This is a genomic window from Sorangium sp. So ce367 (assembly GCF_051520455.1).
Taxonomy (GTDB): Bacteria; Myxococcota_A; Polyangia; order Polyangiales; family Polyangiaceae; genus Sorangium; species Sorangium cellulosum_B.
Map to the genome: position 1 here is coordinate 12,431,296 of NZ_CP150334.1, position 14,879 is coordinate 12,446,174.

9 protein-coding genes are annotated in these 14,879 nt (G+C 72.9%); 5 read left to right on the plus strand and 4 right to left on the minus strand.

The annotated features are described in order from the left end of the window. Positions 1-82: 82 nt before the first annotated feature. The 3 genes from WME97_RS47060 to WME97_RS47070 all read right to left on the minus strand — a co-directional run bounded on the left by WME97_RS47060 (position 83) and on the right by WME97_RS47070 (position 6,564). Positions 83-1,447 carry a sigma 54-interacting transcriptional regulator gene (locus tag WME97_RS47060; RefSeq protein WP_437547627.1) on the minus strand — a complete coding sequence of 455 codons (1,365 nt, stop codon included), beginning with the start codon at positions 1,445-1,447 and terminating at the stop codon, positions 83-85. Positions 1,448-1,539: 92 nt separating this feature from the next. Next, on the minus strand, positions 1,540-2,337 hold the full coding sequence (locus WME97_RS47065) for a hypothetical protein (protein WP_437547628.1): 798 nt from the start codon (positions 2,335-2,337) through the stop codon (positions 1,540-1,542). Positions 2,338-2,568: 231 nt separating this feature from the next. Next, on the minus strand, positions 2,569-6,564 hold the full coding sequence (locus WME97_RS47070) for a protein kinase domain-containing protein (protein WP_437547629.1): 3,996 nt from the start codon (positions 6,562-6,564) through the stop codon (positions 2,569-2,571). Positions 6,565-6,718: 154 nt separating this feature from the next. Here WME97_RS47070 and WME97_RS47075 point away from each other — a divergent pair, with 154 nt between their 5' ends. The 5 genes from WME97_RS47075 (at position 6,719) to WME97_RS47095 (ending at position 13,345) form a co-directional block, all read left to right on the plus strand. Next, complete coding sequence (locus WME97_RS47075; RefSeq protein WP_437547630.1) at positions 6,719-8,266, plus strand: serine/threonine-protein kinase; 1,548 nt, start codon at positions 6,719-6,721, stop codon at positions 8,264-8,266. Between the two features lie 226 nt (positions 8,267-8,492). Next, positions 8,493-9,239, plus strand: coding sequence for a cyclase family protein (locus WME97_RS47080; protein WP_437547631.1), 747 nt, complete (start codon positions 8,493-8,495; stop codon positions 9,237-9,239). A gap of 329 nt (positions 9,240-9,568) precedes the next feature. Beyond that, positions 9,569-11,137 carry a serine/threonine-protein kinase gene (locus WME97_RS47085; protein ID WP_437547632.1) on the plus strand — a complete coding sequence of 523 codons (1,569 nt, stop codon included), beginning with the start codon at positions 9,569-9,571 and terminating at the stop codon, positions 11,135-11,137. 31 nt (positions 11,138-11,168) lie between these two features. Continuing rightward, positions 11,169-12,311 (plus strand): tetratricopeptide repeat protein, encoded by a 1,143-nt coding sequence (locus tag WME97_RS47090; RefSeq protein ID WP_437547633.1) that lies wholly within the window; start codon positions 11,169-11,171, stop codon positions 12,309-12,311. A gap of 26 nt (positions 12,312-12,337) precedes the next feature. Next, positions 12,338-13,345, plus strand: a complete 1,008-nt coding sequence (locus WME97_RS47095; protein WP_437547634.1) for a hypothetical protein — start codon at positions 12,338-12,340, stop codon at positions 13,343-13,345. 1 nt (position 13,346) lies between these two features. Here WME97_RS47095 and WME97_RS47100 read toward each other — a convergent pair whose 3' ends face one another. Further along, entirely contained in the window at positions 13,347-14,726 is a 1,380-nt protein-coding gene (locus WME97_RS47100; RefSeq protein ID WP_437547635.1) for a PAS domain-containing protein, read from the minus strand. Positions 14,727-14,879 lie beyond the last annotated feature (153 nt).

Sequence of the window (14,879 nt, forward strand, 5' to 3'; positions counted from 1 at the left end):
GCCCTCCTCCCGGTTGGATGCGGTGTCATGATCGCTTGCCGGGCCGCCCGGCACGTCGGCGCCAGGGATGGCCCACGGACGTTCAGGCGTCGGTCGCCAGGACGCCGTGCCGGCGAAGCAGCTCCCGCAGGTAATTGCGATCCATCCGCGCCGCCCGCGCCGCGCGCGAGACATTGCTGCCATTGGCGCGGATCAACGCGTGGACATAAGCGCGTTCCCAGAGCGTGATGACTCGCTCTTTCGCCTCACGAAACGACAGCGACAGATCATCTTCCCTGAAGACGTTCTCGCGGGCTTCGCCTTGCGCGGCCTCGCCCTCGGTCGCCGCGCCCTCCCGCCAGAGGACCGGATCCCCAAGCAGCACGGCCCGCTCGACCGCGCCGCGCAGCTCGCGGACGTTGCCCGGCCAGTCGTGGCGCGCCATCGCCTCCACGAGCCCCAGGGGCGGGTTGGCCCCGTCGGCGAACTGCCGGTAGAAGTGCGCGACGAGCAGCGGGATGTCCTCGCGGCGCTCCCGCAGCGACGGGACGCGTATCCGGACCACGTTCAGCCGATAGAAGAGATCGGAGCGGAAGTTGCCCCGGTTCACCTCCTGGCGCAGATCGCGGTTCGTGGCGGCGATCACCCGCACGTCCAGGCGGATCGGGTCGAGGCTGCCGACCCGCCGTATCGTCCGCTCCTCCAGGGCGCGAAGCAGCTTGGGCTGCAGGTCGAGTCGGAGCTCGCCGAGCTCGTCGAGCAGCACCGTCCCCCCGCGCGCTGCCTCGAAGGCGCCCGCCCGCGCCTGCTGCGCGCCCGTGAAGGCCCCCTTGGCGTGCCCGAACAGCTCGGACTCGATGAGCGTGGGTGGGATGGCGCCGCAGTCGATCACGACGAACGGCCCCGAGGCGCGGCGGCTCTGCTGATGGATGAGCTCGGCGAAGAGCCCCTTGCCGGTGCCGGTCTCCCCTTCGAGGAGCACCGTCGAGTCGGATGCCGCGACCCGCGGCAGCATGGCAAAGATACGCCGCATCGCGGTGCTCTGCCCGAGGACGCGCCCGGAGAGGTCCTCGTCGCCGAGCGGCTCGCGGATCTCGTCCGGAAGGACGTCGAAGCGGAGCGTGGACTGGCCCACGCCAATCAGCGCCCCCGGATCGAGGTACGCGGCCTCGACGCGGATCCCCGAGACCCTCGTGCCATTGGTGCTGCCGAGGTCCCGGAGCAGAAACCCCTGTGGCGTGACGGTGATCACGCAGTGGTGCCGCGACACGGCCTGGTCGGTCAGGACAAGCTGGTTGCCGCGGGCGGAGCCGATCACGAGCTCCGGCGCATCTGCCACCTGCGAGGCGCCCTGATCAGGGCCGAGCTGCACCTGGACGTGGAACCGGCTGAACGCCACCTCGCGGGGGCGCGCCTCCAGCACCGCCGTCGCGCCGACATCCTGGCAGGGGGGTCGCTCCGAGGCCATCGATCTCAGGCTACCATACGAGCGACCGGCCCGCGCTCCCGGAGCGCGTCGTCGTAAGCCGAGGCAGGCAAGCGCCGAGCCTGCCCGGCGCGTCACGGGCTGCAGGGCGCGAACGAGTCGAGAGAGATGCTGCTATGCAGGCTCGTGGTGATGGCCTCCACGTAGCGGCCGCCTCCCGGCGTGTCACACGTGGAGTGGCCGTCCGCGTCGCGAGCGCAGGCGAGGGAGCACGGGCCAAGGAGGGTGACGCCGCACGTGGGCGAGATGCCGCAGATCCGCTGGACCGAATGTCCGCTCCAGTCGACGCCGCACGCCGCCACATCCGTGTTGTCGACGCAGGCGAACGCAGCCGGGCTGTCCGGATGGAAGAGGTTGCCGAACATCGTGGCATCCGGGGTGGTGAACTCGGACGGCGCGGCCCCCAGGCGCCCGGCGAGCGCCTGGTGGCTCCCCGTCATCCGGACCTCCACTTCCATGCTGAGGCCGTTGAGCGTCTGAAGCAGGCACGCCGTCATCCACCGCTGTGTCTCGACGTCGTCGAGAGGCGACGAACTCCACCGTGGCGCGAGGCCGACCGTGCCCTCGAAGGAGATCCCCGCGGCCCCACCGCGCAGCGCCTCGCCTTCAGGGAGCGCGCAGAGGACCATGTACGAGAGGAGCCGCCGCCCCTCTGCGCTCGCGAGCAGCGGGGTGTCGGTGAGCTCGCCGCTCGATCCCTCGAGCGGCACCTCAGCCAGGGCGCGCAAGGCTTGCTGCGTCGCGGATCGCCAGAAGAAAGCAGGATCGTCTCCGTTCATGACGATGATCGCGTCCTGCTCCTCGGTGCGCGAGCTCATGCCGCTGTGCCGCTCTGCTCCACATCCGGCGATGAAGAGAGAAAACCCCGTCATGACAGCGCTGAACGCTCGTGAAATGGACATGATCCCCCCGAGGCGCGCGCGGCGCCGACCGCATGTGCTCGGCGAGCAAGCTGTGCAAGGCGCAGGCCGGCCCTCTGCTTCAGCCGCCCGCCCCGGCAGGAGCAGGCCCTGCATGAGAAATGGCCGCGCCGCCCCGCGAAGCACGTGAGTCGTACAACACCCATGCGGCCGAGATCCGGCGGTGCCTGCATGTTGCAGCCCTCAGGTGCCGCATGGCCCAGCCAGCACCTTCTCGAGGGCGCGCGCGAGGCCGTCGAAGCGAGCCCGCCACGCCGGGTGCTCCCCCAGCATGGCCTGCGCCTTGTGTACGACCGCAGAAGCGTCGGCATCTCGCCGGTCCCGCAGGGCAAGGCGAGCCCGCCAGTACAGGATCTCCAGGAACTCATCGGCGAACAGCACGCTTCCCGCGCTGCTGGCTGCGCCCATCGCTTCATCCAACGTCTCATGGGCCATTCCCTCCTGGGGATCGACGGCGCCCCCCGCCTCGTCGATCAGCAGCGCCTGGAGCATCCGGAAGCACGCAAACGCAGCGTGCGCCCCGGGCTCTGGCGGGCAGGCGCCCGCTACCCAGGCGATGAGCTCGCGCGCCTGGTCGTGCTGCCCTGCCGTGGCCAGGAGCCGTGCGAGCAGCAGGGAGCACTCGGGCACCGGGCGCTCGATGAACCGCCGCTCCAGGACATGGGCCCGGCGGGCGAGCACGAGCGCGTCCTCGCGCCGGTCGCTCCAGTAGAGCAGCTCGGCGACGTTGTAGGTCGCCACGCGCTCCAGCCATGGGTTGCCGATCTCGCGCGCAAGCGAGATGACGCGCCGGAGATCCGCCGTGGCCCGGGACGGCGACTTCTTCAGCGTCCAGAGCACGACGCGGTTCATGTACGCGACGCACAGGTGCGGCAGATCGTGGACCCTTGCACAGAGGTCGATCGCCTCGCGCGCGCGCTCCTCTGCCTCGCTGAACGAGCCCGCGTGCGCCAGCTCGACCGGCAGGAGCAGCAGCGCGACGATCCGGCTGTCGTGATCGCCGAGCGCCTCCGCCTCGACGGCGCCCTTCTCCAGGAGCGCGATCGCCTGCGCCACCTGCGCCGTCCGCACGCACCTGCGTCCATCGGCCACCACGAGCCGGACCGCGAGCCGCGGTGAGCCCGACCGCGCGACGAGGGGGCGCGCCTGCTCCACGCGCCGCGCCGACCCCTCGTAATCCCCGGTCCAGTCGAGCAGGATGGCCTCTTCCAGGAGGATCTCGCCGACGAGCACCTCGTCGGCGAGGCGCTCGCCTAGCTCGCGCGCCGTGGTCAGATCCTCGATGGCTTCCCGCGTCCGGTGCGCTCGGTAGCGTATCCTGCCCCGGCCCGCGAGCGCGAGCGCGCGCCGGCGCAGGTCCGCCGCAGAGATGTGCTCGAGGGCCGCACTGTAGTGCTGGTCGGCCTCGACGTGTCGGTGAGCTGAGAGCGCGATGTCCCCGAGCTTCACGTAGGCTTCCGCCGCCTCCTCGCTCGCTCCGCACGCGCTCGCGTGCCGCGCCAGCGAGGCAAGGGTCTCCGGGGTCGCATCCCCGGCGGAGACCCGCGCTCGCCAGAAGGCCAGCGCGTACCGGTGGGTGTCCCTGCGGTGCTCCGGATGGAGCGGCTCGACCACCGAGTCCCGGAAGACGCCGCTCTGGAATGCGTACCGCTCGCCTAGCGTGCGCGACGCGCGCGGCGCGCGCTCCAGGATGCCCCGCTCGACCAGCGCGCTCAGGCCGAAGCCCGCGTCTACCGGCGACCCGGCCCCACCGGCCCGATCGGCGGCGTCCTGGACCCACTCCAGCTCCGCCCTGGTGAACGAGGCCCCGAGCACCGCGCAGAGCCGCGCGCACGCCGCGAGCTCCGGCGGCAGCGCTTCGAGCCTCCGCAGGGCCAGCCACTGCCACCCAGGCGAGGGCGAAAGGCCTTCGGGCGCCGCGGTCGCCGCGTAGTAGCTGCCCGTGTTCGACCGCTGGCGCACGATCCCGGCCCGCTTCAGCTCCCGGACGATCGCCACAAGGCACGCCGGATTGCCGCCGGCCCACGCGGCGAGCCGCCTCAGCGTGTCCGCCGGCGGGTACTCCGCCGGCAGGAGAAGCTCCGCCGCGAGCCGCATCCCGGCGCCCTCGTCGAGCGGCAAAAGCGCCCTCTTTTCGAAGCGTTGCGTGCGGGTACCCCACCCGGGGCGGAGCTGCTCGAACCGCGGATGCGCGGCGACCACGACCCAGAGCGCCACGCCGGCGCCGTCGAGCGTCGCGACCTCGAGCGCATCGAGCAGCGCGTCGTCCGCCCAGTGCGCGTCGTCGAGGATCACGGCCACCGGCCCGCGGCGCGCGCGCCGGCGGAGCCCTTCCGCGATCGCCCGCAGGAGCTCGTGGTCGCGCGACGCGCTGCCGGACGGGGCGCCCCACCCGAGCGCCGACGCCACGGACGGCCACGCCGCGCGCCCGATCTCCTGGCCGAGCCGCTCCACGCAGAACGCCTCGACGTCGGCCGGCGGCCTCTCCGGCGCGCCCAGCGCGGCGCGCAGGATCTCCTCCACCTCTCGCGCGACCTCGCACGAGAGCGGCTGCGCCGCGCGCATCGAGAGCACCAGCGCCTCCGGATGGAGCGATCGCGCCACGGCAGCCGCCTCGTTCGCGAGGCGCGTCTTGCCGAGGCCGGCTTCGCCGAGCAGCGTCATCAGGCCGGGACACGTGCCGTCAAAGGCCGCGGCGGCGCTCGCTGCCAGCGCCTCGACGACCTCGCTCTGCCCGAGCAGGGGCACCTCGCCGTCGACCGCGCCCGTCGCGGTCGACGCGCCCATCGCGGCCGCGGCGCCTGTCGAGGGTGGCGTGGGTTCGGTCTCCACCAGCACGCGCTCGATCTCCGCGCTGAGCACGACCCCGGACCAGGGTTCGGGCGGCAGCCAGCCTTCCGGGCGATCGACCGCCGTGCCATAGGCGACGGGCGCGCACCTGCCCTTCCGGCGCACGCTGACGCCCGCGAGGTGGAGCCCCGCGCGCGCGTCGCACCGGCCGGCGAGCTCCCGCGCGGCGGCGAGCGCCGCCTGCGCCGGATGCTCGATGTCGCGGCCCGAGAACAGCGCCACGAGGCGGCGTCCGCGCTGGCGGACGACGAGCCCCTTGCGGCTCGCCAGCGCGGCGACGGCCGACGGCACGGCGCCGCTGACGTCCGCGACAAGCACCACGACCGGCTCGCGCCCGTCCGCGATGAGCCGGGCGCTCCCCGCGCTCTCGGGCAGCTCGGCCGGGGCCGCGGGCGGGGCCGCCTGCACGGCGACAGCGCCGCCGGCGAGGCGAGCCCCCACGACAGCGCCGCTGGCGCGGCCAGCGCCCGCCGCGGCGAGGGCGCGTCGGAGCAGTGACACGCTCGCGGGCCGGCGGTCTGGATCCTTGGCGAGGCATGCGAGCACGACGTCCTCGATCGCGGCCGGGACGGCGGCCAGCTCGGTCGGGCGCGGCGGACGCAGCGCGAGGTGGCCGTGCTCGATGGCGCCCGCGTCGCCGACGAACGGCGGTCGCAGCGTCAGGAGCTCGAACAGGATCACGCCGAACGCGTAGATGTCGGCGCGCGCGTCGATCGCGAGGTCCCCGCGCGCTTGCTCGGGCGACATGTAGACGGGCGTCCCAACGATGGTCCCGGCGCGCGTGAGCTCGGCGCCGGTCGCCTCGGCGCCGGCGCCCCGCTTGGCGAGGCCGAAATCGAGCAGGACCACGCGCTCCTCCGCGCCGGCGCGCGCTCCGCTGCCGCTCGCTGGCACGAGGAAGACGTTCTCCGGCTTCACGTCGCGGTGGATCACCTCCCGGGCATGCGCCGCCTCGAGCGCGACGAGCAGCGCATCGGCTCGCCCGAGCGCCCAGCCCGGGTCCGGCGGCCCGGGCAGCGCCGCGAGGTCGGCCGCGAGCGTGCGCCCTCGCAGCCGCTCCATGGCGATCCACGGCCGGCCATCGTCGAGCCTCCCCTGCCCGTACAGGCGCGGCACGTGCGGGGGGCCGATCCGCTCGAGAGCGCCGGCCTCGCGCTGGAAGCGCGGCTCGCTCTGCTCCGCGTCGATCAGGCCGACCTTGACGGCGATCGGCACCTCGTCGCGCTCGCGCCAGCCTGCCCAGACGGCAGCGAAGCCGCCCAGACCGAGGAGCTCGGTCAGACGGAAGCCCTCGACGCGCGGCGCTGAGCCGCGGGCCTCTGCGGGCACAGGCCCAGGCGGCGGCCCGCCGTGCCGGGGGCACGAGGCCGCCTCTGCGATCCGCCTGTGGCACGATGGACAGCGATGCAAATCGGTTTTCCCTTCGCGACGGGCGCGGACCGGGGCCGTGAGCGGCGCTCATGATATCGTTGTTGTCCGGCGCATGGCACGAACCACGGAAGACGACACGCTCCCCAGCTCACATACCCCTTCCGCGCTGGCGATGGCGGCCGTGGCTCATCAGCCGAGCGCCCTCGACGACGCCACACTTCGGATACGGGAGGCCGAGGCCACGCGCACGCAGGAGGACCCGTCGCCCGATCCGCTGCTCCGCACCCTGCCGCGGGGGGCTCGCGTCGGCGACTACATCCTCGATCGCCCCCTCGCCCGGGGTGGCTTCAGCTTCGTCTATCGCGCCACGCACGCCGAGCGCGGCACCGCCGCGGCGCTCAAGGTCCTTCACGCCGACCTCGCCTCGGATCTCGATGCGGTCGTCCGCTTCGCGCGGGAGATCGAGGCGATACAGCGCCTGGATCATCCGAACGTGGTCGAGATCTTCGATCACGGGCGGCTCGGCAGCCGTGGTCACCCCTACTATGTCATGGAGCTGCTCGAGGGATGTAGTCTCGACGAGCACCTCCGCGCCCGCGGACGCCTGTCCGCCACCGATGTGCTCGCGCTCCTGGAGCCGCTTTGCAGCGCGCTCGATGCGGCGCACCGCTGTGGGATCGTGCACCGGGATATCAAGGCATCGAATGTCTTTCTCGCCGAGCAGGGCGGGCGGCGGAGGGTGGTGCTGCTCGACTTCGGCGTGGCCAAGCTGCTCGATGCGCCGGGGCCTGCGCTCACGTCGTCGCGGCACATCGTCGGGACCCCGACGTGCATCAGCCCGGAGCAGATCCTCGGCGAGTCGATCGACTCCCGCGCTGACGTCTACGCGCTCGGGGTGCTGACGTACCGGATGCTCGTCGGCGAGCCGCCCTTCGTCGAGCGCTCCTATCCGATGTTGCGCCAGCTGCACCTCTACGTGGACCCGCCGCGCCCGAGCACCCGGGCGCGCGTCCATCCCGTCTTGGATGAGGTGATCCTCCGTGCGATGAGCAAGGATCGCAGGGAGCGCACCCCGACGATCACGGCCTTTCTGAGCGAGCTGAGGGTCAAGGTGGAGGCGAGCGGCGGGACGGGCGCGCTGCCTTCTGCCGCGCGCGAGCGGCAGGCGCTCGCGCTCTACGCCGAAGTGCACGTCGAGCCGAGCGCCCTCGAGGAGCCGGAGGATGGATTGCTCGCGGATCTCGAGGTCATCCTCCCCTTCATCGCCGCCGAGCTCGTCAGCGCCGGTCTCACGACCATGGCGCAGACCGGCAGCAGCATGCTTCTCACGGCGGATCGTCCCGACGACCCGGCCGGGGACAGGGAGGCGCGCCGCCGGGTGGTGCGCACGGCGCTCGCGATCTACCAGCGGATCGAGGCCCGCTCCGGGCGCGATCCCAGGGTCGATGTGCGCCTGTGCCTCCACGCGGGAGAGCTCATGGATACCGGCAACGGCTCGCCCGCAGCCGGCAAGCTGCTGGAGGTCGCGGCGTGGGTGCCAGACCAAGCCGGAGAGGGCGTCTTCGCCTCACCCGAGCTCCTTTCCGATCTGGAGATCGCAACGACAGGAGAAGAGGGCGCGCTCCGCCGGATCACAGCGCCACGGACACGACAGGGCTGATCACCCGCCCCTCATGCCCAGTGCGCCAGGACGGGCATCCTCGCCGGCTCGTCGTCCGGGACGCTGCTCGCGGCGGCCCTGCGCTATTGCCGCGAGCAGTCGTCGCCGAAGCGCGTCTGCATGCCCGCTCGGTCGTCGCGTCGGGCGGGCGCGGCGCTCGCGGCGCGGCGCGACCGCCCGTCGACGTGCCTTGTGCGGGCAGCGGGCTCGTGGTGAGCTGTGCGCCATGCAGGAGGCGCACGGAGCTTGGGTGATCGACCTCGCCACGGCGCGGGTGGTCGATCTGACGCACCCGATCACCCCGGAAATGCCGCTGTTTCCCGGCGACGAGCCCTATGCGTCGGAGGCGCTCAGCACCCTCGAGAAGGACGCGTATTGCTCCAATCGGTTCTCGATGGACGAGCACGCCGGCACCCACGTGGACGCGCCGGCGCACTTCACGGCCGGCACAGCGACCGTCGAGCAGATCCCGCCGGAGCAGCTCGTCGGGGCGGCGGCGGTCGTGGACGTGACGGCGGCCGTGGCGGCGAACCCGGACCACCGGGTCACGGTGGATGATCTCCGCAGCTGGGAGGCGCGGCACGGCGCGCTCGGCGCGCGGCATATCGTGCTGATCCGGACGGGCTGGGGGGCCCGCTGGTCCGATCCGGCGAGGTACCTGAACCAGGACCCCCAGGGCGTCATGCACTTTCCCGGGGTGTCCGTGGAGGCGAGCCGCTACCTGCGCGAGCGCGGCGTTCGCTGCATCGGTATCGATACGCTGTCGACCGACCCGGGGCAGAGCGAGACATTCGAACAGCACAGGGCCTTCCTTGGCGCCGGCGGCTACCACATCGAGAACCTGGCCAATCTGGAGCAGCTGCCCGAGGCCGGGGCCGTCGTGGTGGTCGCGCCGCTCCCGCTCGCGCGCGGCAGCGGCGCGCCGGCCCGGGTGCTGGCGCTGGTGCCGGCCTCCGGCGGCCCGGCGAGCTAGCGCGGCGCGCATCCCGGGGCAGGATCGGGCAGCGGCAGCGGCGTTGCGCATTGCAGCGCGTCAGCACCCCTGGCTGCTTTCTGACCTGCCGCACGCGTCGCCTCACCTTTCGCCCAGGGGGACGGATCGGCGCGGGCACGCCTGGGGCGCAGCGCGCGCCGTCCTGGCCCCGTCGCCCTGCTCCGGCGCCGTGTCGCCTGTTTGCATACCGCCCCCCGCGACGGTCGTACGAGGTGCTGCTCCCCGCGCCGGAGCGACCACACGGAGCTTCGCGTCCTGCCCGGGATTCGGTATCCTCTCGACTCCCCCCTCGGGAGGTGACCGGGCGTATGAAGTTCGAGAAAGACGTCCTTCTGGCCGGCAAGTTCCGCCTGGAGCGAGAGCTATCGCACGGCGGGATGGGCTCGATCTGGGTGGCGCAGCACGTACAGCTCGGCACGCTCGTCGCGATCAAGTTCATGCGCGACTCGTTTTCGCGGCTGCCGGTGCTCCGGGCGCGCTTCGAGCGGGAGGCGCGCGCCGCCGCGCAGCTCAAGAGCCCTCATATCGTGCAGGTCCACGATTTCGGCTTCGAGGAGGAGGACGAGGTGCCCTACCTCGTCATGGAGCTCCTGCAAGGCGAGGATCTCAGCAAGCGCCTCCAGCGGTGCGGCCGCCTCTCGCTCCCGGAGACGCTGCGCATCATCGTCCAGGCCGGGAAGGCGCTCCGCAGCGTCCATGAAGCGGGGTTCGTGCACCGCGACCTCAAGCCCGCCAACTTCTTCCTGGCGCGCGTCGACGGCGAGGACGGCGAGATCGTGAAGCTGCTCGACTTCGGGATCGCGAAGGACGTCTCGGCGGTGCTCGCGACCGATATCTCGGCCACCGGCGAGGTGATGGGCTCGCCCAACTACATGAGCCCGGAGCAGTTCTATGGCGAGCGGGACGTGGACGCGCGCAGCGATCTCTGGTCGCTCGGGGTCATCCTGTTCAAGATGCTCACGGGGCAGCTGCCGTTCCCGGGCGACGCGATCGGGCGCGTGGTCACGAAGGTGATCCTCGGCACGGTGCCGTCGGCGCGCGCGCTCGCCCCCGATCTGCCCAGCGGCATCGACGCGTTCTTCGAGCGGGCGCTGGCGCGCGATCGGGAGAAGCGGTTCCAGAACGTGCGCGACATGGTGAACGAGCTCGCGCGCGTCGCGGGCGCGCCGCCGTTCTTCTCGCTCGTGGGGGACACCTCGCTGGGCGCCGGGTGGTCGTCGCTGGTCTCCGGCGGCGTGTCCGGGCTCGCCGACCCCGGCACGCCGCCGGTGGCGCAGCTGACGACGATGCCCATCCAGCGGCGCTCGGACCCGAACGATGTCCGCGCCTCGACGCCGAACCCGCACTCGCTGCCGGGCACCTTGACCGGCGCGATCAACCTGTCGGCGCCGCACGCGGCGCGCGGCGCCATCGCGCGGGTCGCGGGGCGCGTCGCCATCGGGGCGACGATCGTCGCCGTGGGGGGCGGCCTGTTCATCGCCACGCTCAAGGGCGCATCGACCGGCGGTGACCCGACCGCGGCCCAGGTGTCCGCGGCCGCCGCGGCGCCCGCGCTCGCCGCGCCGTCGAGCGGCGCGCCGGCCGGGCCCGCCGCGGTCCCCGCCATCGCGAGCGCTCCCGAGGCGCGCGCCGCGGCGACCCCCGCGGTGGTGCCGGCCCCGCTGCCGCTCGAGCCGGGCGCGGGCGCGCCGGGCGCCGCCTCCCTGGCGCCGGCACAGGCATCCGCCGTCCCCTCCGCGGCGGCGGCGCGGAGCGCCGCGCCCGCGCGCCCCGCGTCTCCGGCCACCGCTCGGACCACGTCGACGGCGGCGCCGCGCAAGGCGGCGCCGGCTCCTCGCAAGAAGTCCGGCGGGAGCAGGCCGGACTGGGGGCTCTAGCCGGGTGGCTCCGCGTCCCCAGAGAGCAAGAATGCGCTTCCGAGCGGCGGTGATAGGTACGTTCCTCCTTGTCACGCTCGCCGGCGCGGAGGCGTCCGCGCAGGCGCCGCCCCCGTCGGCGAAGGCGCGGCAAGCGGCCGTCGCGTACGCCAACCAGGGGTGGACGGCCTACCGAGCACGCCGGTACCGGGACGCGCTCCAGGCCTTCCGCCGAGCCGAGGCCACGGTGCATGCGCCGACCTTCCTGATCATGGTCGCGCGCTCCTGCCACAAGCTCGGCCGCCTGACCGAGGCGCGCTCGGTCTACCAGGTCATCGTCGACGAGCAGCTCCCGGCGGACGCCTCGCAGGCGTTCCGGCAGGCGCAGGCCGAGGCGAGGACGGAGCTCGAGGCCCTCTTGTCGCGCATCCCGACCGTGGAGATCACCGTGACGGGCGCGGGCTCAGGGGGCGCCCAGGTGGCGCTCGGCGGGCTGGACGTGCCGCCGTCGACGCCCGTCGCGCGCGATCCGGGCAGCCACACGCTCGCCGTGGGGGCGCCTGGACGACGCGGGCTGACGAAGGAGATCGTCCTCAAGGAGGGGATGAGGGCCAAGGTCGAGGTCGATCTCGCGGCCGGTAAGGTGCGGATCGAGAGCGACAGGACCGGGCGCGGCGCGGGCGGCGAGCCGCAGCCGCTCGGCCCCGGGCAGGTGGCGGCCGACGGCAGCGCCCAGGAGGGCGGCGGGTCGCTGGGGCCTGGGCAGGGTGCGGCCGACGGCAGCGCCCAGGAGGGCGGTGACGCGGGCGACGCGGCGGATGCACGCCCGCGCCCGCGCAGCCCCGCGGTCGTGTTCACGGGGCTCGCCGCGACCGCCGCGGGGACGGGGCTCGGGGTCGCGTTCGTGCTGCTCTCGAACGGGAAGGCGAGCGCGCAGCAGCGCCTCCTGGAGCCGGCCTGCACCGACCCTGCGCGCTGCCCCGGGCTCGACCTGCGCGCGTACAACGACCTGGGGCACGCCAAGGCAGACCTCGCGAACGCGGCGGTCTGGAGCTTCCTTGCCGCGGGCGCGGCGGGGCTCGGCACGGCGGCGTACGTCCTCCTGACAGGGCAGCCCGACGCGCGGGACGCGACGGCGACCGGCCTGTCGGTGATCCCCATGCCGGGCGGGCTCGGGCTCAGCAAGCGCTGGTGAGGTTTCCGAAGAGAGGGATCGTCCCGATGGTGCGCATCGTATCTTGGACGTGGATGGGCCGGGCGCTCTCGACGATCGTCCCGCTGGTCGCGCTCACCGGGGGTAGCTGCGTCTTTTACAGCTACGAGGATGTCGTGCCCGGCACGGGCGGCGCAGGCGGAACCGGCGGAACGAGCGGCAGCGCCGGCGGCACCGTGGAGCCTTGTGAAGGGGGTGGCGGCTGCGGCGGGGCGCCCCCGGAGGGCTGCGATGGGCCTGGGAGCCATATCTCGACTTGCCTTGTCGATGATGGCTTGCTCGCGCGGTACTTCCTCGACGCGTACGGCACGGATGGCAAGCTCGTCGACTCGGGACCAGCGCCGGGGCTCTCGCTCGACGTGGTGTCGGACGGAGAGAGGCTCAACCTGGAAGGCGAGGCGGGGCGCAGGGGCATCCGCTGGAACAACCTCGGCGGCAACGCGCGCGTGGAGGCCGTGTTTTCTTCGACCGCCACGCCTCCGAGCAAGCTCCTCGTCTCGAAGGCGGCGCTCACGCTCGAGACCGTGGTGAGCGTGACGGACGCGGCGGTCGAGGGCGTGCCGGCTCGCATCCTGTACCTCGGGACCGATACCGGAGAGTTCGGGAAGTACTCGCTGAGCGCGGGCGACCCCGACGGGATGGGCAACCGAGAGCTGCTGTTCCACATCTACGCCAGCTCCCAGACGCTGCTCGTGGGGCAGTGGTTCATTCCCCTCGAGGAGCTGGAGCGGCCCTGCGTCCTGCACCTCGTGCTGAACGCCTCCGAGGGCGTCGTCGATCTCTACGTGAACGGCGACGTGCAAACGAACGCGATCCCGGATCGGCCGCCCGCCGACTTCGTCTTCACGTGGGCGGAGCCGACGTGGTATCTCGTGCTCGGAAACTCGCGGAAGGCCGGGCGCTCTCTCCGCGGCTCGATCCAGTATGCCGCGCTGTACGGCGAGCCGCTCACCCCCGAGCAGGTGGAGGCCAACGCCGCGACGCTGGCGAAGAGCGACGATGGCCCCGGGATGTGAGCTAGTGCGCGCCGCGCCCATTCCGGGTTCGCGCCGGCGTCCGCGCGCCCTCGCGGCCGGAGAGCGCATAGGTCACCCCGCGCTCCAGCGTCCCCCGCGTCACGATCCCCCCCAGATCGGCCCCCAGCTGCACGAGCGCCTGCGCCACGCTCGGCCGGATCCCGGTGAGCACCACCTCGGCCCCGAGCAGCCGCGCGCTCCGCGCCGCCCGGATCAGCGCGTCCGCCACCTCCGGCCCCGCCTGCGGCACCCCCGTCACGTCGAGGAGGGTGATCCGGGCGCGCTGGCGGGAGATCCCGTCCAGCAGCGTCTCGGTGAACTGCGCGCCCCGCTCGCGGGTCAGCTCGCCGACCAGGGGCGCCACCAGCACCCCGTCCGCGATGGGCAACAGCGGCGTTGAGATCGCCCGTATCGTCTCCTGCTGCACGAGCAGCATCTTCTCCTGCAGCTGCCGGGTCCTCGCCTCGGCCCGCACCCGCTCGGTGATGTCCACCGCGATCGCCCCGCATCCGGAGACCCTGCCCTCCTCGTCGCGGAGCGCGAACCTGGTGCTCATGTACACGTGCGTCCCGTCGGCCAGCTCCATCTCGTCCTCGGAGGTGATGGGCTCGGACGACGCCATCGCCGCCCGGTCCTGCGTCGTGAACCGGTCGGCGATCTCCGCGGGGAACACGTCGTGCTGGGTCTTCCCCATCAGCTCCTCGCGGGGCTTGCCGAGGAGCGCCTCGACCGGCGGGTTCAGCAGCGTGTGGCGGCCCTCGCTGTCCCGCGCGAACATGAGCATCGGCGCGTTCTGGATGAAGGCCTCCAGCAGCGCGGCGCCCCGGCGCCTCTGCGCCTCGGACTCCACGCGCGCGGTGACGTCGATGGTCACCACCGCCACGAAGCGGTTCCCGCTCGCGTCCTCGAACGCAACGTAGCTCGGCTCGGTCCAGAGCCGGCGCCTATCCTTGTAAAGCTCGCCCGGCTCGGTGTCGTAGGGGACCGGGGGCAGCGTGACCACCTCCCCGGCGAGCGCTCGGCGGAAGGCCTCGGCGTGGCCCGTCTTCACCGCCTGCGGATCCTCCAGCGCGTTGTACTTGCCGATGATCTGCTCGGGGCTGATGCGCCACCGCGCGCAGTCGGCCCGGTTGATCGCGACGAGGAGCCCGTCCGCGCGGTGGACCACCAGCGGTACGGTCACCGCATCGAAGAGCGCGCGGTAAGGCACGCTGTCCGCGAGCTCGCGCTGCGCGTCGCGCAGCGCCGCGCCCGAGCCGAGCCTTCGCTCCAGCTCCTCCACGCGAGCCCGGAGCCGCGCGTTCTCTGCCTTGATTCGCTCGTCGCTCTGCCGGTCGATCTCCATCGTCCCCCCTGAGCCCTGCCTGATCTGCGATCTCACGCGCGGCCGCTCGCTGCCGAGGAGAGCGCGCTCAACCCCCTGAGCCCTGCGCACCGCTCTCCGCCCGCGGCCGTCCGGGAGTTCTGCTGCGCTGAAATGGTGCACCATCAGGCTGGCCCCGTGAAGTACCTAATCGGCCGGGGCTGGCTCGTT